The sequence below is a fragment of the Stenotrophomonas sp. YJH_SMC_8 genome, from assembly GCF_059371315.1.
Window position 1 is genome coordinate 77,247 of sequence record NZ_JCAFUL010000006.1, and the last position, 16,368, is coordinate 93,614.

General features: G+C 68.3%; 15 protein-coding genes. 5 read left to right on the plus strand and 10 right to left on the minus strand.

Translation table 11 applies throughout. The annotated features are described in order from the left end of the window. Positions 1-108: 108 nt before the first annotated feature. The 9 genes from AC5P88_RS09305 to AC5P88_RS09345 form a co-directional block, all read right to left on the minus strand. Positions 109-867 carry a 2,3-dihydro-2,3-dihydroxybenzoate dehydrogenase gene (locus tag AC5P88_RS09305; protein WP_495224859.1) on the minus strand — a complete coding sequence of 253 codons (759 nt, stop codon included), beginning with the start codon at positions 865-867 and terminating at the stop codon, positions 109-111. Next, complete coding sequence (locus AC5P88_RS09310) at positions 858-4,748, minus strand: enterobactin synthase subunit F (RefSeq protein WP_495224860.1); 3,891 nt, start codon at positions 4,746-4,748, stop codon at positions 858-860. The genes AC5P88_RS09305 and AC5P88_RS09310 overlap by 10 nt, the downstream gene beginning before the upstream one ends. After that, positions 4,745-5,002 carry a phosphopantetheine-binding protein gene (locus AC5P88_RS09315; protein ID WP_106550551.1) on the minus strand — a complete coding sequence of 86 codons (258 nt, stop codon included), beginning with the start codon at positions 5,000-5,002 and terminating at the stop codon, positions 4,745-4,747. The genes AC5P88_RS09310 and AC5P88_RS09315 overlap by 4 nt, the downstream gene beginning before the upstream one ends. Next, entirely contained in the window at positions 5,002-5,634 is a 633-nt protein-coding gene (locus tag AC5P88_RS09320; RefSeq protein WP_024958585.1) for an isochorismatase family protein, read from the minus strand. The genes AC5P88_RS09315 and AC5P88_RS09320 overlap by 1 nt, the downstream gene beginning before the upstream one ends. After that, positions 5,634-7,286 carry a (2,3-dihydroxybenzoyl)adenylate synthase gene (locus tag AC5P88_RS09325; RefSeq protein WP_495224861.1) on the minus strand — a complete coding sequence of 551 codons (1,653 nt, stop codon included), beginning with the start codon at positions 7,284-7,286 and terminating at the stop codon, positions 5,634-5,636. The genes AC5P88_RS09320 and AC5P88_RS09325 overlap by 1 nt, the downstream gene beginning before the upstream one ends. Then, on the minus strand, positions 7,283-8,476 hold the full coding sequence (locus AC5P88_RS09330) for an isochorismate synthase (RefSeq protein WP_111111971.1): 1,194 nt from the start codon (positions 8,474-8,476) through the stop codon (positions 7,283-7,285). The genes AC5P88_RS09325 and AC5P88_RS09330 overlap by 4 nt, the downstream gene beginning before the upstream one ends. After that, positions 8,473-9,669, minus strand: coding sequence for an MFS transporter (locus tag AC5P88_RS09335; RefSeq protein WP_111111970.1), 1,197 nt, complete (start codon positions 9,667-9,669; stop codon positions 8,473-8,475). The genes AC5P88_RS09330 and AC5P88_RS09335 overlap by 4 nt, the downstream gene beginning before the upstream one ends. A 153-nt stretch (positions 9,670-9,822) precedes the next feature. Beyond that, positions 9,823-10,134 carry a DUF3817 domain-containing protein gene (locus tag AC5P88_RS09340; protein WP_032129991.1) on the minus strand — a complete coding sequence of 104 codons (312 nt, stop codon included), beginning with the start codon at positions 10,132-10,134 and terminating at the stop codon, positions 9,823-9,825. A 154-nt stretch (positions 10,135-10,288) separates the two neighbouring features. Next, entirely contained in the window at positions 10,289-11,224 is a 936-nt protein-coding gene (locus AC5P88_RS09345) for a TIGR03571 family LLM class oxidoreductase (protein WP_495224862.1), read from the minus strand. Between the two features lie 66 nt (positions 11,225-11,290). On the opposite strand from AC5P88_RS09345, the gene AC5P88_RS09350 reads away from it, so the two are divergent. From AC5P88_RS09350 to AC5P88_RS09370, 5 genes are all read left to right on the plus strand, one after another. Further along, on the plus strand, positions 11,291-11,740 hold the full coding sequence (locus tag AC5P88_RS09350; protein ID WP_106550546.1) for a GNAT family N-acetyltransferase: 450 nt from the start codon (positions 11,291-11,293) through the stop codon (positions 11,738-11,740). Positions 11,741-11,859: 119 nt separating this feature from the next. Continuing rightward, positions 11,860-13,380: a thioredoxin family protein gene (locus tag AC5P88_RS09355; protein WP_495224959.1), complete on the plus strand. Its 1,521-nt coding sequence runs from the start codon at positions 11,860-11,862 to the stop codon at positions 13,378-13,380. Between the two features lie 297 nt (positions 13,381-13,677). Next, on the plus strand, positions 13,678-14,307 hold the full coding sequence (locus tag AC5P88_RS09360) for a superoxide dismutase (protein WP_495224863.1): 630 nt from the start codon (positions 13,678-13,680) through the stop codon (positions 14,305-14,307). Then, positions 14,304-14,879 carry a flavin reductase family protein gene (locus AC5P88_RS09365; protein ID WP_286073722.1) on the plus strand — a complete coding sequence of 192 codons (576 nt, stop codon included), beginning with the start codon at positions 14,304-14,306 and terminating at the stop codon, positions 14,877-14,879. The genes AC5P88_RS09360 and AC5P88_RS09365 overlap by 4 nt, the downstream gene beginning before the upstream one ends. Continuing rightward, positions 14,879-15,214, plus strand: a complete 336-nt coding sequence (locus tag AC5P88_RS09370) for a tetratricopeptide repeat protein (RefSeq protein ID WP_106550542.1) — start codon at positions 14,879-14,881, stop codon at positions 15,212-15,214. Before AC5P88_RS09365 ends, AC5P88_RS09370 begins: the two co-directional genes overlap by 1 nt. Positions 15,215-15,219: 5 nt before the next feature. Here AC5P88_RS09370 and AC5P88_RS09375 read toward each other — a convergent pair whose 3' ends face one another. Further along, entirely contained in the window at positions 15,220-16,368 is a 1,149-nt protein-coding gene (locus AC5P88_RS09375; RefSeq protein ID WP_106550541.1) for a fatty acid desaturase family protein, read from the minus strand.

The following is a 16,368-nucleotide window of genomic DNA, read 5'->3' on the forward strand; positions in this document are numbered from 1 at the left end:
ATGTCGGAGCATGCCTTGCTGGAGGCATGGCGATTCCCGAAATCTGGCTGAGGTGGCCGGCCAGCGGCCGGCACTACCGGGCGTCAGCGGATGTCGCGCGATCAGGGTTCAGCCGCGCAGGGTGGCGCCGCCGTCTACGTACAGGTCACTCATCGCCACGTGGCCGGCCTGCTCGGACAGCAGGAACAACACCGAATGGGCGATGTCGTCAGGCGTGGCCAGCTTTCGCAGTGGAATGCCGGCCTTGTAGGTCTCCAGGCTGCCGGCGATCACGCGTTCTGCGCCATGCGCGTCCTGCCACATGCCGGTCTGCATCGGGGTCAGTGTTGAACCCGGAGCAACGATGTTGCAACGGATGCCCAGCGGCGCCAGCTCCAGCCCGAGGCAGCGGGTGAACATCGTGGCCGCGGCCTTGGACGCCGCATAGGCCGCCATCCCGTGCCTTGGTACACCGGCGGCATTCGAGCTGACCGTGACGATCGCGCCCTGGCGGCGCGGTGACATCACCCGCGCCAACGCCCGTCCGACGTGGAATACACCATCGGCATTGACCGCGAACACCCGCCGCCAATCGTCATCGTCGGTCTCGGTGACGCTGCCCACATGCAGCACACCGGCTACGCTGGCCGCCAGCGCGATCGGCCCGACGCGCGTCTCCACCTGATCCACCAGCGCGTCCACGGCAGCACTGTCGGTCACGTCCAGGGCGAAGGCCTGTACCCGTGCGTCGGCCACGCATGGCACGTCGCGGTCAGTCGCCACCACCGTGCAGCCGGCCTCGGCCAGCAAACGTACCAGTGCCTCACCGATGCCGCCGGATGCACCGGTGACCAGCGCTACGCGGCCTTCAAAACCGGTCAACTGCATGTTGCGATCTCCTGTTGCTCGTCCCATTGGCGCAGCCGCGCCGACAACCACGGTGCCAGCTGCGCCACCGCATCGCGGCCGGTCAGTTCGGCATGCAGGAACGGCAGTTCCAGCGCCTGGACCTTGCGCGCATGCGTCCGCCACAACGCCGACTGCAGCTGTGGCCGTGCCTGATGATCGCGGCCAGCGCGGACGTGCACCAGCGTGCCGTCGAACGTCTGGTGGATGTGTTCGCGGATCAGTCGATTGGTCCCGGTCACCGCACGCACCACGCCGTCCAGCACCACGTCCGGCAGGCTGCCGAGCGCACTGCCGCCACGACGCAGGAAGCCGAGAATGCGCTCGCGGCTGTCCAGTTCCGGATGTGCGTCCGGATCATGTCCGGCAATCGCCAGCAGTGCGCGCAATGCGGCGATGGCATCGGGCTCCGGCTCGGCCCGCCAGCACTCGCTGGGATAGGCGTCCAGCAGCACCAGCTCGCCGACCTCGCGCCCGATCTCATGCAGGCGCACCGCCATCGCCTGCGCGAGGATGCCCCCCACCGACCAGCCCAGCAGGTGCACCGGCCCCTTCGGCTGTAGTGCAACCACGCGCTGCACGTAGTCGTTGGCCATCGCCTCGATGCTGCTCGGCAGCGGCTGCCGCGCGTCCAGTGCCGGCGACTGCAGGCCATACACCGGGCGTGCCGGCTGCAGTGCCCGGGCCAGGGTGCGGTAGTTCCAGGCGATGCCACCGGCCGGGTGCAGCACGAACAGCGGCGTGGTCCCGGCCGCTTCGGTCGCGGCCAGCGCGATCACCGGCCCCAGCGCGTGATCGGCCAGCGTGGGCGGCTCGGCAATACGAACCGCCAGTGCTGCCACGGTCGGCTGGGCAAACAAGGCCCCCAGACCGAGATCGCAGCGCCAGCGCTGCTCGATCGCCAGCAGCAGGTGCACCGCCGACAGCGAGTCACCGCCGAGACTGAAGAAATCCGCATCCACCGCCACCGGTGCCTGGCGCCCAAGCGCCTGGGCGAACAGCACGGCCAGCTCCTGTTCCAGCGGCGTGCGCGGCGCCAATCCGGCAACCTCATTCTGCGGCGGCTTCGGCAGCGCGTTGCGGTCGAGCTTGCCATTGGCGGTCACCGGCCAGTGGTCCACACCGACAAATGCCGACGGCACCATGTAGTCCGGCACGCGCGTGGCCAGATGACTGCGCAGCAGCACAGCGTCGGCAAGCGCGGCTGGCACATAGGCCACCAGCCGGGCATCGCCGGGAACGTCCTGGCGCAGCAGCACTTCCACGCGCTCCATGCCGGGCAGTTCGCGCAGTGCCGCCTCGATCTCGCCCAGTTCGATGCGCAGGCCACGCAGTTTCACTTGATGGTCGCTGCGGCCCAGGTACTCGACCGCGCCATCGCCACGCCAGCGCGCCACGTCGCCGGTACGGTAGATGCGCTCGCCCGCCAGGAACGGATCAGCCAGGAAGCGTTCGGCGGTCAGGTCGTCGCGGCCCAGGTAGCCACGCGCCAGCTGGACGCCCCCCAGGTACAGGTCACCGGGCACGCCCACCGGCACCGGCTGCATGCGGGCGTCCAGCACGTACAGGCGGGTATTCCAGACCGGGAACCCGATCGGCACCGGCCGCGAACGATCCTGCACCGACGCCGGCCAGTAGCTGACGTCCACCGCAGCTTCGGTCGGGCCATACAGATTGTGCAGTTCGGCGTGCACGCGTGCATGGAAGCGCTCGCGCAACGCTGCATCCAGGGCCTCTCCGCTGGTGAACACCCGACGCAGCTGCAGTCCCGCCGAAGCCGGCGCAGCGAGGAAGGCATCGAGCATCGAAGGCACGAAATGCGCCGTGGTGATGCCCTGCTCGCGGATCAGCCGGGCCAGTTCAGTGGGATCGCGATGCGCGTCCGGCCCAGCGACCACGAGGGTGGACCCGCACAGCAGCGGCAGGAAAAATTCCCAGACCGAGACATCGAAGGTCGCCGGGGTCTTCTGCAGCACGCGATCATCGGCACGGAAGCCATAGTGCTCGCGCATCCACAGCAAACGGTTGACGATGGCGCGGTGTTCGATGACCACGCCCTTGGGCTCACCGGTTGAGCCCGACGTATAGATCACATAGGCCGCATCGCTGGGCGCAGGATCGGCCCACGGTGCGGCAAAACTCAGCGCAGTCCATTGCTCCGGCGCAAGCACCGGCACATCGGCCAGACGCGCCGAGACGTCCGCAGCGGCCAGTACGCACACCGGCTGTGCCGAGGTGAGAATACGCGCCAGGCGCTCATCGGGATGGGCAAGGTCCAACGGCAGGTAGGCGGCTCCGGCACGCAGCACCGCGACCAGCGCGATCACCAGCTCCAGCGAGCGCGGCAATGCCACCGCCACCACGCTGCCCGGGCCGACGCCCATCGCACGCAGCTGTGCGGCCAGTGCGAAACTGCGCGCTTCCAGTGTTGCGTAGTCCAGCGTGGAAACACCAAAGACCAGCGCGGGTGCGTGCGGATCACGGTCCATGCCCTGCTGCAGCAGTTCAACCAACGTTGTCGGTGGCAGCGCATGCGCGGTGGCATTGAAACCATGCACTACCCGCTGCGCTTCTTCGAGGGTGGCCAGCGGCACGGCCGCGATGTCTTCAGCCTGCAGTGCCGCCGACACGAAATGCAGCAGCCGCGCCGCGTGCGCCTGCACATCTTCGCGACCGTACAGCGCGGGGTTGGCCTCGATCTCCAGATCCAGCAGGCTCTGGCCATCACCACGGAAGCCCAGCGTCAGGTCATCCACCGGGCCGGTGCACAGCACCTCCAGTGTCGCCTGCACGCCTGGCAGGGCCAGTGGCCTGTAGAACGGCTGCACATTCACCAGCGGACCGTGCAGGCGCTGCTGCGCGCCCACCAGGCCCAGGTCCCGGCGCAGCTGTTCGCCTCGGTAACGGCCGTACTTGCGACCCTGGCTGAGCTGCCGGCCCAACCCGCGGGTAAAGGCCTCGACACTGCCCTCGCTGGCGGCCACGCGCAGTGGCAACACATTCATCACCATCGCCGGCACCCGCGCCGACGCATTGCCGAGCCGCCCCATGTAGGGCACGCCCAGCACCACTTCATCGGCGGCGCTCATCCGTCGCAGGTACTCGGCCGACAACGCGGCCAGTACGTCCGGCCAGGGCTGAAGCCAACGCACCGAGGCCTGCAGCAGCTGCCCACGGAACGCCGCATCGAGCGGCTGCACCCAACGCACCGCGTCGTCGCTGGCCGCATGCGTACCGGCCAGGCCCACGCCTGCCGGTGCGCCCTGCATGTGCTCGCGCCACCACTGCCCGGCCTGCGCGCGACGCGGATCGGCACGATAGGCGACGTCATCGGCCAGCACGCCCGCCAGCCCTGGCAGCGGCTCACCGGTACGGCCGGCATACAACGCGCACACGCGATCCGTGAACAGCGCCATGCCGTAGCCGTCGGCGGCCAGATGGTGCACACGCAGGTACCAGACCCAGCGCTGCCCGCCCAGATCAAGCAGCAGCTGCTGGCTGATCCGATCGCGGGTGGGATCCACCGGGCTCAACCGGTCGGCCTGCATCAGGCCACGCGCCGCAGCTACGGGATCCGCTTCGGCGGAAACGTCTCGCACCGAAAGCCGTGGCACATGTGCCGGGTCGTACCACTGCAGGGGCTGGCCGTCGTCGCCCTCGGCAAAGCGCAGCGCGAAGGCCTCTGCCTCAACGGCGGCCTCGTCTGCCGCTGCGACGAACGCAGCCACATCCAATGGCCCATCGATCCACACCGCATGTGCCGTGTTGAACGACGGATTGTCCGGTGCCAGCCGCTGTGCGAACCACAATCCCGCCTGCGCCTCGGTCAATGCCACCGGCGTGGCCAGCGCGACGGCGTTCATGCGCTCTGTGCGGCCTGCAGCTTCTGCACCACGCCCCACCACTGGCGCAGCGTGGTGTGCTCGGCAAGCTGCGAAAACTCCAGCGGCAGGCCGGTGTTGCCCCACGCCAGGACCAGCCCGAGCATGCGCATCGAATCCAGGTCCAGGTCGATCAGGTTGTCGTCGTCACCGATCTCGGCCGGTGTGCACTCCAGGACACGCGCCACGTCGGCACGCATTCGCTCCAGATCCAGCGCCTCACCGGTGGCAGCCATCACAGCACCTCCAGCAGCTGGTCGGTGGTCATCGGCACGCCACTGGTGCGCGCAATCCAGTGCAGCGCCTGATCGTGATCGGCACGCGAAAAATCCGCCACCGCATCGGCGGCAATGAACGCTTCGATGTCGCGCTGGAAGGCTTCCACCACGGTCGCGGTGCAGCCGATATGGGCGTACACGCCGGTGACCAGCAGCTGGTCACGGCCGCGCACCCGCATCAGCGTTTCAAGGTTGCTGCGCTGGAAGGCACTGTAGCGGTGCTTGACCAGCACGTGCTCCCCCGGCTGCGGTGCCAGCGCCTCGATGATCGGCTCGTGGTCAGCACTGCGGCGCATGCCCGGCCCCCACAGGTCGGCCTGCAGGCCACGGTCGCGGCGGTCCTGGTCGCCATGCTGGGCGGTGTAGAACACCGGAATGCCGTGCGCGCGGCAATGCGCCAGCAGGCGTGCGATGTTGTCCACGGCCGGCCGCAGCGGTGCATTGCCGGCGTCGAATGCGGCCAGGAAGTAACGCTGCATGTCGTGCACCAGCAGCGCGACACGATCGCGCTGCGGGCGCCACGGTCCACGCGCCTGCGGCAGTTCGGCGGCGGTCGGCAAGGGATAGTCGGTGATACGGGGCAGCGCCATCAGCGCGTTCCTCCTGTCTGTTGCAGATGACGCGCGCGCAGCTGCGCGCGCAGTTCGCGGCGGCTGATCTTGCCGACCGCAGTGGTATCGAAACTGTCGACGAACACGACCTGGTCGGGCACCTTGAATGCGGCCAGGCCGCGCCCGCGCATCCAGGCTTTCAGTGCCGGGGCCTTGAACGGTTCGCCCTGCGGGATCACGAAGGCGCAACTGCGCTCGCCCAGGTACTCGTCGGGAATGGAGACCACGGCCGCATCGAACACGCCCGGATGTGCCAGCAGGTGGTCCTCGATCTCCTCGGCGGAGATCTTCTCGCCGGCGCGGTTGATGTGGTCACCCGCACGGCCCTGTACGACCAGGTAGCCACCGGGCAGCTGCTGCACACGGTCACCGGTACGGTAGAAACCGTCGTCGGTGAACGAGCGCGCATTGGCCACCGCATCGTTGTGGTAGCCGCGGATGGTGTAAGGGCCACGCGTCAGCAGATGCCCCACCTCGCCCTCGGCCACCGGCTGGTCATGGTCATCGACCACGCGCACTTCGTCGTCAGGACTGATCGGTCGCCCCTGGCAGGCCACGATCAGTTCTTCCGGATCGTCCAGGCGGGTGTAGTTCACCAGCCCTTCGGCCATGCCGAACACCTGCTGCAAGGTACAGCCGAGGCCGTCGATCACCCGCCGCGCGGCTTCCGGCACCAGCTTGGCGCCGCCCACCTGCAGCACCTGCAGGCTGGACAGATCATGCTTGCTGGTTGCGGCCGCCTGCGCCCACAGCAAGGCCAGCGGCGGCACCAGGCCACAGCAGGTCACCTGCTCCCGCGCGATCAGCGGGAAGGCCGCATCCGGGCCGGGGCCCGGGCTGAGCACCACGCGGGCACCGGCGTACAACGCGCCGAAGAAGCCCGGCGAACTCATCGGGAAGTTGTGCGCGGCCGGCAGCGCAACCAGATACACGCTGTCGCGGTCGATGCCACAGATCGCATTGCTGGCGCGGAACGAATAGATGTAGTCATCGTGGGTGCGCGGAATCAGCTTGGACAGCCCGGTGCTGCCACCGGAAATCTGCAGGAACGCCACCGACTGCGGGTCCGGATCGGCCGGCAACTGGCCGCGATCGCCCTGCAGCGTCTCCAGTGCGGTGAACTCCTGTGCATCGCCATCAATCACCACCTCGCGTATCGCGGGCACTTCAGCCTGCAGCGGCCGCGCCAACGTACGATGATCGAAGCCGTCATGCACGTCGGTGGTGATGTAGGCACTGGCCTCCGCCTTGTTGGCGAAATGCACCAGTTCGGTGATGCGGTGCGCAGGCAGCGCGTACACCGGCACCAGCCCAGCGCGGAACAGGCCACAGACCGTAGTGATGAACCCTGCGCTGTTGCCCAGCTGCACCAGCACCCGCTCGCCCGGCTGCAGGCCGAGTGCCAGCAGGCCGGCGCCGATGCGTCCGGCCTCGTGCCATAGCTGCGCGTAGCTCAGGCGGACATCACCGGCGACCACCGCGATATCGTCGGCGTAGCGCTCCGCGCGCTCACGCAGGAACGCCGGGAAGGTCTCGCCGCGCCAATGCCCTGCCTCGCGATAGCGGGCGACCAGGTCATCAGGCCACACCTGCTGCAGTGGCAGGCGGGAAGAAACAGAAGAAGCGTTCATGCAGCAGGCTCGATGGTGGGCGCCGGCTCATGGACGCCGAGCGCATTCAACAGGGCAGCGAACTTGGCTGCGGTTTCGGCAACCTCTGCCTCGGGTTGCGAATCAGCGACGATGCCAGCACCGGCATACAGGCGCAGCTGCGCGCCCTGCAGTCGTGCACAGCGGATCGCCACATACCAGTCGCCGTCACCCTGTGCATCCAACCAGCCCACCGCCCCGGCATAGAAGCCACGCGGCACCGGCTCCAGCTCGCGGATGCGTTGCAGCGCCGCCAGCTGCGGCGTTCCGCAGACCGCTGGCGTGGGATGCAGCTGCGCCAGCAGTTCAGCGGCGGACGTCTGCGGATCCTTCAGGGTGGCGTGGATGCGGGTACCGAGGTGCCACATGCTTGCAGTGGCATGCAGCACCGGGCGCGGCTGTGCATCGATGTGGCTGCAGTAAGGCGCCAGGCCATCGACGATGGCCTCGACCACATGCCGGTGCTCGTCATGGTCCTTGGTCGAGGCCAGCAGCGCCTGCGCGGCACGCTCGTCCTCTGCGGCATCGGCGCTGCGCCGGGCGGAGCCCGCCAGCGGGTGCGACAACAGCTCGGCGCCGCGCTTGCGCAGCAGCAGCTCCGGGGTTGCCCCCACCAGCCAGGCTGGCGCCTGACCCGGCTCCACCGGCAGCGGCACAGCATAGGTTGCCACCGAGGGATCTGCGCCAAGGCGTGCCAGCAGCACATCCGGAGACAGTGCCTGGCGGGTGCGGGCCAGCAGGCTGCGCGCCAGCACCACCTTGTGCAGATTCTGCTCGGGCGCACGCAAGGCCTGCACAGCCGCAGCGACTGCGGCGGCATAGTCCTGCGGCGCAGGCTCGGCCAGCAGGGCGCCGTCCATCGGCGGTGCGGCCTGCGGCTGCAATGGCAGAGCCGGCAGCAGCCGCTCAGGCTGGTAAAGCGCATCGTCCGCACGCGGTTCGAACGGCACCGCGCCAACCAGCAGACCCGGACCGCCGCGCTGCTGCGCAAAGAACTCCGAAACGCGTTCTGCCAATGTTGCCAGTGCACCGGCCGGCAGCGTGGCGCGGCAACCGCGGGCGTGCACGTGCTGGCCGGCATGCTGCAGCAGGAACAGCGACGCGTCGTCACTGCTCTCCAGTGGCACTGGCGCTGCTTCCGGCCACGCCCCCTGCATCAGGGAATCGTTCATGGGGTCTCCTTCATCCGATGCGCTGCGGCCAGTGCGCACAGCAACAGCAGCAGCGCACCGACCAACAGGTAAGGCAGGCTGTGCCCGCCGCGATACAACAGCGTGCCGAGCATCGGCCCGGCCACCATGCCCAATCCCTGCGCGGCAGCGACGGTGCCAGCGGCAGCCCCCTGCTCGTGCGCTTCCACCGCGTCAGCGGCCAGCGCCTGGAACGAGGGGAATACGAAGCCCATGCCAAACGCCGCCAGCGCGTACGCCGCTGGCAACTGCCAAGCCTGCTGCACGCCTGCCACCGAAGCGAAGCCGATGCCGGAAATCAGGGCACCCACGACGATCCAGCGGCGTGGATGTACGTCCAGCTTCATCACCAGCGCCTGCGCCAGGATCAGGCCGACCCCGACCGCTGTGAGTGCAATGCCGGCCATGCGCGCGCCCGCCGCCGCATCCAGGCCCAGGCGATCGATCGCGAAGAAGCCCACCGTGACCTGCGCGATGGTCACCGAGACCATCGCGATGAACGCCGCCAGCTGTGGCAGGCGCAGGCGGGGGTCGAGGCGACTCATCGGCGTGCGACGCTGTGCGTTGCCAGCGGCCACCGGGGGCGTCGCCGGCAGTCGCCAGGCCAGCAGCGCCAACGCCACCAATGGCAGCAGTGCAGCCACATACAGCGCCAGCGAGAGATTCGTATAGGCCAGCCAGCCAGCGGCGGCCGGACCCAGCACCATGCCCAATGCATTTGCGCTGCCCAGCCGCGCGAGGAAGCTGGCACGCTGTCCAGTTGGCGCCTTGTCGGCGATCAGAGCCGCAGCGGTAGGCGGCACCGCGGCGTAGAACAGGCCGATCAGGCCGCGCGCACCTACCAGCACCAGTACCGATACCAGCACCGGCGGCACCGCCTGCAGGGCAACGTCGATGAACACCGCCAGCGCGATGTAGACCACGGTGTAGGCACTCATCGCCAGCATCAGCACGCGCTTGCGGCCGATGCGGTCGCTGAGCTGCCCCCACGGGCGCGCGGCCAGCATCCACAACACGCCTGCAGCGGTGACTGACAGCCCGGCATGCCACTCGGACAAACCGAGCATGCGGACTACCGGGCCGATCACGGCGACGAAGGACATCATCGCCATGGTGCCGATCAGGGCAGCCAACACCAGCGCCGGCAAGCCGGGAACGACGGGACGTGCGTGCATGAAACACCAGCCGTAACAGGAAAGGATGGCCGGGCGCACCTGCGCGCCCCACCCGGCACCGGCCCTGCTCAGGACCGGATGCCACCCTCAAATGATAACGGCTCGTATTTGCATTTGATACCCATTCTCTTGAATGGGCGCGCAACAGTGGGTTCAGCGCATTGCACGCAGGCCCAGCAGGCCGCGACGCTTGAACCACCATTCCAGTGGCAGCGTCACCAGCGGCGGGATCGCTGCCAGCAGTGCCAGGGCGCTGGCCCACCACGGCCAGCGCAGGCGCACCGCTGCGAACAGGGTGACTGCCACGTAGACCAGGAAGGCCACGCCGTGCAGGGGCCCGAACAGCTTCACCAGCGCCACGTTGGCCATGGGGCCGTACTTCATCCACATGCCGATGAGCAGGCCGGCCCAGGTCACGGCCTCGATGAAAGCGACCGCGGCGAACAGGCGTCCGGTCGGGTGCATGGGGGAACGTTGGGTCACATGGGGCTCCGGCATCGGGATATCAAATGCGAATGATACGCAGATGCGAACATTCCGGACACCGGCGGGTAGCGCCGGGCCATCCCCGGCGAGCGCAGCGGTGGCAACGATAGAGCGTGTCCACCAAGGTGGACACCTACCGGAGCATATGCGGCAGCACCTGCTCTCCAATCTCGCGCAGCACCGCGTCCATCGGCCGCCCGTTGTCGACCAGGTTGAACATCACGTGCCTCACGCCCTGCGCATGCACGCGCAACAGATAGTCGCGCAGGCCGTCGCGGCCGACCTTCAGCCCCAGCGGCAACGGCTCGGGCGGCGCCTGCGGATCGGCCTGCAGATCCAGCAGCATCGACTGCACGAACGGCTTGGCTGGCCCAGCGCCTTGCGCCTGCGCCTGTTGCCACAGGCCGATGCGTCCTTCCTGCGCGGCCTCTTCGCGGTGATAGGTGGCCCAGCCTTCGGCTTCGCGTGCGATCCACTGCAGGCTCTGCCGCGCAGTGCCCACCACCAGCATCGGAATGCGCGCGGCCGGGGCCGGCAGCACGTCGAAGCCACCGGTGGCCTGCACTACCGCGGTCCTTTCTTCGGCCTCCGGTGACAACGCCGCGCGCAACAACGTCCAGCGTTCGCGGAACGTCGCCGCCCTGCCCTGCAGATCCTCGCCGAATGCGGCGAACTCTTCCGGGCGATCGCCCGAACCCAGGCCCAGCACGAAGCGGCCGCCACTGATCCGGTCCAGGCTCAAGGCCGACTTCGCGACCTGCAGCGGCTGGCGCAACGGCAGCACAATGGCCGCGCTGCCAACCACGATGCGCTCGGTCGCCGCGGCCAGCATGCCCAGCCACAGGAACGGGTCATCCAGCGCGCTCGCTGTCGCGTCCGGACCCTGCGGCACCATCAGTGGCACATCACGCGTCCACAACGCTGCAAAGCCCAGGTCATCGGCCAGCCGTGCGATGCGCCTGGCGTCATGCGGATCGGCCAGCCCACGTGTGGCGACAGGCGTCATCAGGCCCAGGCTCAGGCCCTGTTGCGGAAACAAGGCAGCGTAAGCAGGATTGAAATCACTCATGCCCGCAGCTTAGCGTGCAGGCATGGGGCAACGATGACGCGCCGCCCACCACCGGAAGAACACTGCATGCCGAAGATCCGCCCCGCACGTGTCGATGACCTGCCCGCGATCAGTGCGGTGTGCCTGGCCGCGTTCAACGCGGCGGTAGCACCGACGCTCGGCGCGGACGGCATCGCCACGTTCGCCAGTATCGCCGCCGCCGACGCATTCGGCGTGCGCCTGCAGGGCGACAACCAGATCCTGGTCGCCGAGCAGCAGGACCGCGTCGTCGGCGTGATCGAACTGAAGGCGGGCCGGCACCTTGCGATGCTGTTCGTCGATCCCGCCTGCCAGGGTCAGGGCATCGGCCATGCCTTGTTCGAGGCGGTGCTGCCGCAGGTGCGCGAGCCGGTCCTGACCGTGCGTGCTTCCCTCAATGCAGTGCCAACCTACCTGCGCTACGGCTTCGTGCTGGACGGCGATGTCGGCGAGTTCAATGGGCTGGTGTATCAGCAGATGGTGCGGGCAGCGGCCTGAGGGCATCCGCCCGGCAATGCCCGGCGGGCGTCATGCCCTGCTGCACGTCCGTCATGAGCAAACTGAATCAGCAGGCTCCCCGGCCGTTCCTACAATGGCCTGTCACCCTGCCCTTCGAGATGCTGCCGATGCGCGTCGCGCTTTCCGTGTTGCTGCTGGCTTCGGCGCTGAGCGCCTGCACCCCGGCCCCGGTTTCCACCGCCAACTCCGCCGAGGCACCCGCACCGGCCACGGCCATCGCCTGGCGGCAGGGCGATGTGGACGATGCCTTCGCCGAGGCCGCCGACAGCGGCAAGCCGGTGCTGCTGTACTGGGGCGCGGTCTGGTGCCCGCCGTGCAACCAGCTCAAGGCCGGCCTGTTCAAGGACCCCGCCTTCATCGCGCTGACCGGCAAGTTCGTGCCGGTCTATCTGGATGGCGACGAGGAAGGTGCGCAGGCCTGGGGTGAACGCTTCGGCGTGCGCGGCTACCCGACCCTGATCGTGCTCGACCCGGAGCGCAACGAAATCACCCGTGTGGCCGGTGGCAACGATGCAGCCGAACTGACCCGCGCACTGACCGTGGCCGCCGGCCGTCGCAGCGCGGTCGCCGCTACGCTGGCCACCGCGCTCGCCACGCCGGACAGGCTGGCCGCCGAGGATTGGCAGGTGCTGGGCGACTACGGCTGGGAAGTGGACGCCAATCGCCTGGCCGGTGATCGCAAGAGTGCCGACGTGCTGCGCCAGCTTGCCAGGACCGCACCGGATGCCGCCCTAAAGCGTCGCTTCGCCCTGCTGGCATTGGCTACCGCGGAAAAGCAGGATGCACCGCCCACCGAGGTCCGTGAGCTGCTGCAGGCCGTGCTGGCGCAGCCGGCCGAAGTCCGCCGCAACCGTGAGTTGCTGGGCTATGCAGGCGCACAGCTGGTCAAGCAGGCCAGTGCTGGGCCGGCTACCAGTAATACGCTGGGCCAGCAGCTGCTGGTCGCGCTGGAGCGCGCGGATGCCGAGCGCGGCGACCGCGCCGACGACGCATTGTCGCGTGCGCTGACCGAAGTATCCCTTGCCCGCCAGCAGCAGCCGAAGGGTGCACTGCCCGCCGCGCTGGTTGATCGGGTCAAGCAGCGCGTGGCGGCTGCCGATGCTGCCGCCACCGATGCGCATGCGCGCCAGGCCACGATCAGCAGCGCGGTCTACGCACTGCGCCAGGTCGGCGACGACGCAGGCGCCGAGTCGCTGTTGCTGGCAGAGCTGAAGCGCAGCGAGCAGCCGTACTACTACATGCCCGAACTGGCCGAACTGGCCGAGCAGCGCGGCGACACCGCCGGTGCGCTGGAGTGGCTGAAGCGCGCCTACGACGGCGCGCAGGGCCCGGCAACCCGGGTGCAGTGGGGCGTGCTGTATGTGGAAGGCCTGCTGAAGCTGGCACCGGACGATGCACCACGCATCGAGCAGGCGACCGCCTCGCTGATCGCCGAGCTGGAGGCACAGCCGTCGGGCTACCACCAGCGCACCCGCCAACGCTTCGAGCGCCTGGCCGGGCAGTTGAAGGCGTGGAGCGGCAAGCACCAGGGCGCGGAGACGCTGGCGCGGTTGCAGCAGCGGATGCAGCAGGCGTGTGGGGAGCAGGTGGATGGCGCCTGCAAGGATTGGTTGAGTTGAGTTGATGAAAACGCCGGCGGCTGGTTCGCCTGCTGGCGTTTTTGTTGATAAATGTGGGAGGGGGCGGGGGCCGCACATCAGCGCGCCGGTGAGGTTCGAAAAGCGGGTTCTGGTAGTGCCGGCCGCTGGCCGGCAACCCAACCTTCGCTGATTGCCGGCCAGCGGCCGGCACTACCATGCCGCTCTTGCTCTCCTTCGCGCATGTCAGTCCCGCCCCTTGACCTCAACCAATGTTGAGGTGCGATAACGATCTCCCCACGGCCAGCCTCTCTGGCCTTCCCCACGGAGATTGCTTCGATGTCGTACTCGCTTCCCCCGCTCCCCTATGCCTATGACGCCCTCGAGCCGCATTTCGATGCGCGCACGATGGAGATCCATCACAACAAGCACCACCAGACCTACGTCAACAACCTCAATGCCGCCATCGAACAGGCCGGCCTCGCCGATCAGCCGGTCGAGGCACTGATCACCCAGCTCGATACCGTGCCCGAGGCGCAGCGCGGCGCCATCCGCAACAACGGCGGCGGCCACGCCAACCACAGCCTGTTCTGGACCGTGCTCAGCGCCAGCGGTGGCGCACCCGATGATGAACTGGCAGCGGCCATCGACCGCGACCTCGGCGGTTTCGATGCCTTCAAGGACGCCTTCACCAAGGCCGCGCAGACCCGTTTCGGCAGCGGTTGGGCCTGGCTGACCAGCGATCGCGACGGCCGACTGCAGGTGGAAAGCAGCGCCAACCAGGACAGCCCGCTGATGGGTGCAGCCGTTGGCCTGTCCGGCAACACCCCGATCCTCGCACTGGATGTCTGGGAACACGCCTACTACCTGCACTACCAGAACCGCCGCCCGGACTACATCGGTGCGTTCTTCAACATCATCAACTGGGCCGAGGTCGGCCGGCGCTACCGCCAGGCCCGGGCCTCATGAGCGGAGAGACACTGCCGTACGCCGGGCCGTGGGCGGGGGTGTTCCCTGCCCCGGCGCCGGTGCCGTCGGTCGAGATGCCGCCGCGTGCACTGCGGCGGCTGCTCGGCCACTTCCCCACCGGGGTGGCCATCGTCTGCGCGCGCGACGCACAGGGCAAGCCGGTCGGCCTGACCATCAACTCGTTCGTGCCGGTGTCATTGCAGCCGCCACTGGTGCTGTGGAACCTGGCGTTGCACGCACAGAGCCTGTCCACCTTCCAGCGCGCCACCCGCTTTGCAATCAGCGTGCTGGCAGCCGACCAGGAAGCGCTGGCCCGGCGCTTTGCCGATCCGCAGGTCCGCAACCGCTTCGACGGCCTGGCATTGCTGGATGATGACGAGGATGCCCCACCACGCATCGCCGGTGCGGTCGCCCACCTCACCTGTACCCGCCACGCGATGTGGCCGGTGGGCGATCACCTGCTGCTGGCCGGACGCATCATCGAGGTTCACGAGAACGGCGGCGCGCCGCTGCTGTTCCATCGTGGCCGCTTCCAGCCCGGCCCCACCGAACTGCTGGTGGAGGTGCGCTGATGAACATCGAAGCCCTGGAATGCATGTTGGCCAACGGCAAGGACGGCGCGCTGCTGCGCTTCGGCCTGGGCAAGGGCTGGCTGGATGCCGGCAACCCGGTGCGCGCGGCCACCCACCTGGGCCGTTGCGTGGCCCTTGATCCGCAGTACTCGGCCGCCTGGAAGCTGCTCGGCAAAGCCTGGCTCGCCGGTGGCCAGCCGCAGGCGGCGCGCGAGGCGTGGCAGCGTGGACTGAGCGTGGCCGGCAGCAAGGGTGACCAGCAGGCACGCAAGGAAATGCAGGTGTTCCTGCGCCGCCTGGACCGCGAACAGGCGGCCCTGGCGAAGGCGGGCTGAGTCGATCAGCCCGCGTTGGCCGATGCCGGTGCGGACATGATGTCCGACATCGGCAGGCGGCGCGGCTTGCTCGGGAACGCGTGGCGCAGGATGCGCCAGACCACCTGGCCGAACTGGCGCGGCAGCGAGCCGTTGTTGTAGTGCTGGCCGTAACGGCGGCAGATGTCCTTCACTTCCTTGGCGATGGCCGCATAGCGGTTGGCCGGCAGGTCCGGGTAGAAGTGGTGCTCGATCTGGTGGCTGAGGTTGCCCGACAGCACGTTGATCAGGAAGCCGCCGCTGATGTTGGACGAACCGCGCAGCTGGCGCAGGTACCAGTGGCCACGCGATTCATTGCGCAGGCACTCCTTCGGGAACGTTTCCGATTCGGCGGTGAAGTGGCCGCAGAAGATGATCACGTAGGTCCAGATGTTGCGCAGGCCGTTGGCCACCATGTTGCCCAGCATCACGGTGAGGAAGAACGGGCCGGCCAGCAGCGGGAAGAACACGTAGTCTTTCAACACCTGGCGGGCCATCTTCCGTGCCACCGGGCGGGTCTGCAGCCACATCGCACGGGCACTCATGCGCCCCTTCAGCCAACGGCCCAGGCGCAGGTCCTGCGCGGCCACGCCCCACTGGAACAGCAGCGCGAAGATCGGCGCGATGATCGGCTGCAGCAGGTAGAACGGCTTCCAGCGCTGTTCCGGGAAGATGCGCAGCAGGCCGTAGCCGATGTCATCGTCCATGCCGCGCACGTTGGTGTAGGTGTGGTGGCGGAAATTGTGGGTCTTGCGCCAGTTGTCGGCGGTGGCAACGATGTCCCACTCGTAGGTGTTGCCGTTGAGCTTGGGGTCGCCGGTCCAGTCGAACTGGCCGTGCATCACGTTGTGGCCCAGTTCCATGTTCTCCAGGATCTTCGACAGCGCCAGCAACAGCGTGCCGGTGATCGCGGCCGGCCACAGCAGCGGCATCCAGAACAGCGGCGAGAACGCCGCCAGGAACAGCAGGCCACGGCCACCCACGCCGAACCAGCGCACGGCGGCGGCCACGCGGCGGATGTAGCGGGTATCGGAGGCGCCGAGGCTGTCGATCACACGGTCGCGGATCGCGTCGAGTTCCTCGCCGAAGGCATGCATCTCGGCAGTACTCAAGGCACGGTCGGTAGCGCGGGTCAT

Bases quoted from the DNA above. Each gene is read 5' to 3' on its own strand.
- AC5P88_RS09375 (WP_106550541.1), bottom strand. From the start codon at position 16,368: ATGACCCGCGCTACCGACCGTGCCTTGAGTACTGCCGAGATGCATGCC.
- AC5P88_RS09315 (WP_106550551.1), bottom strand. From the start codon at position 5,002: ATGGCTGCCACCGGTGAGGCGCTGGATCTGGAGCGAATGCGTGCCGAC.
- AC5P88_RS09355 (WP_495224959.1), top strand. From the start codon at position 11,860: ATGCTGCCGATGCGCGTCGCGCTTTCCGTGTTGCTGCTGGCTTCGGCG.
- AC5P88_RS09335 (WP_111111970.1), bottom strand. From the start codon at position 9,669: ATGCACGCACGTCCCGTCGTTCCCGGCTTGCCGGCGCTGGTGTTGGCT.
- AC5P88_RS09305 (WP_495224859.1), bottom strand. From the start codon at position 867: ATGCAGTTGACCGGTTTTGAAGGCCGCGTAGCGCTGGTCACCGGTGCA.
- AC5P88_RS09325 (WP_495224861.1), bottom strand. From the start codon at position 7,286: ATGAACGCTTCTTCTGTTTCTTCCCGCCTGCCACTGCAGCAGGTGTGG.
- AC5P88_RS09350 (WP_106550546.1), top strand. From the start codon at position 11,291: ATGCCGAAGATCCGCCCCGCACGTGTCGATGACCTGCCCGCGATCAGT.
- AC5P88_RS09360 (WP_495224863.1), top strand. From the start codon at position 13,678: ATGTCGTACTCGCTTCCCCCGCTCCCCTATGCCTATGACGCCCTCGAG.
- AC5P88_RS09310 (WP_495224860.1), bottom strand. From the start codon at position 4,748: ATGAACGCCGTCGCGCTGGCCACGCCGGTGGCATTGACCGAGGCGCAG.
- AC5P88_RS09340 (WP_032129991.1), bottom strand. From the start codon at position 10,134: ATGCACCCGACCGGACGCCTGTTCGCCGCGGTCGCTTTCATCGAGGCC.
- AC5P88_RS09365 (WP_286073722.1), top strand. From the start codon at position 14,304: ATGAGCGGAGAGACACTGCCGTACGCCGGGCCGTGGGCGGGGGTGTTC.
- AC5P88_RS09370 (WP_106550542.1), top strand. From the start codon at position 14,879: ATGAACATCGAAGCCCTGGAATGCATGTTGGCCAACGGCAAGGACGGC.
- AC5P88_RS09345 (WP_495224862.1), bottom strand. From the start codon at position 11,224: ATGAGTGATTTCAATCCTGCTTACGCTGCCTTGTTTCCGCAACAGGGC.
- AC5P88_RS09320 (WP_024958585.1), bottom strand. From the start codon at position 5,634: ATGGCGCTGCCCCGTATCACCGACTATCCCTTGCCGACCGCCGCCGAA.
- AC5P88_RS09330 (WP_111111971.1), bottom strand. From the start codon at position 8,476: ATGAACGATTCCCTGATGCAGGGGGCGTGGCCGGAAGCAGCGCCAGTG.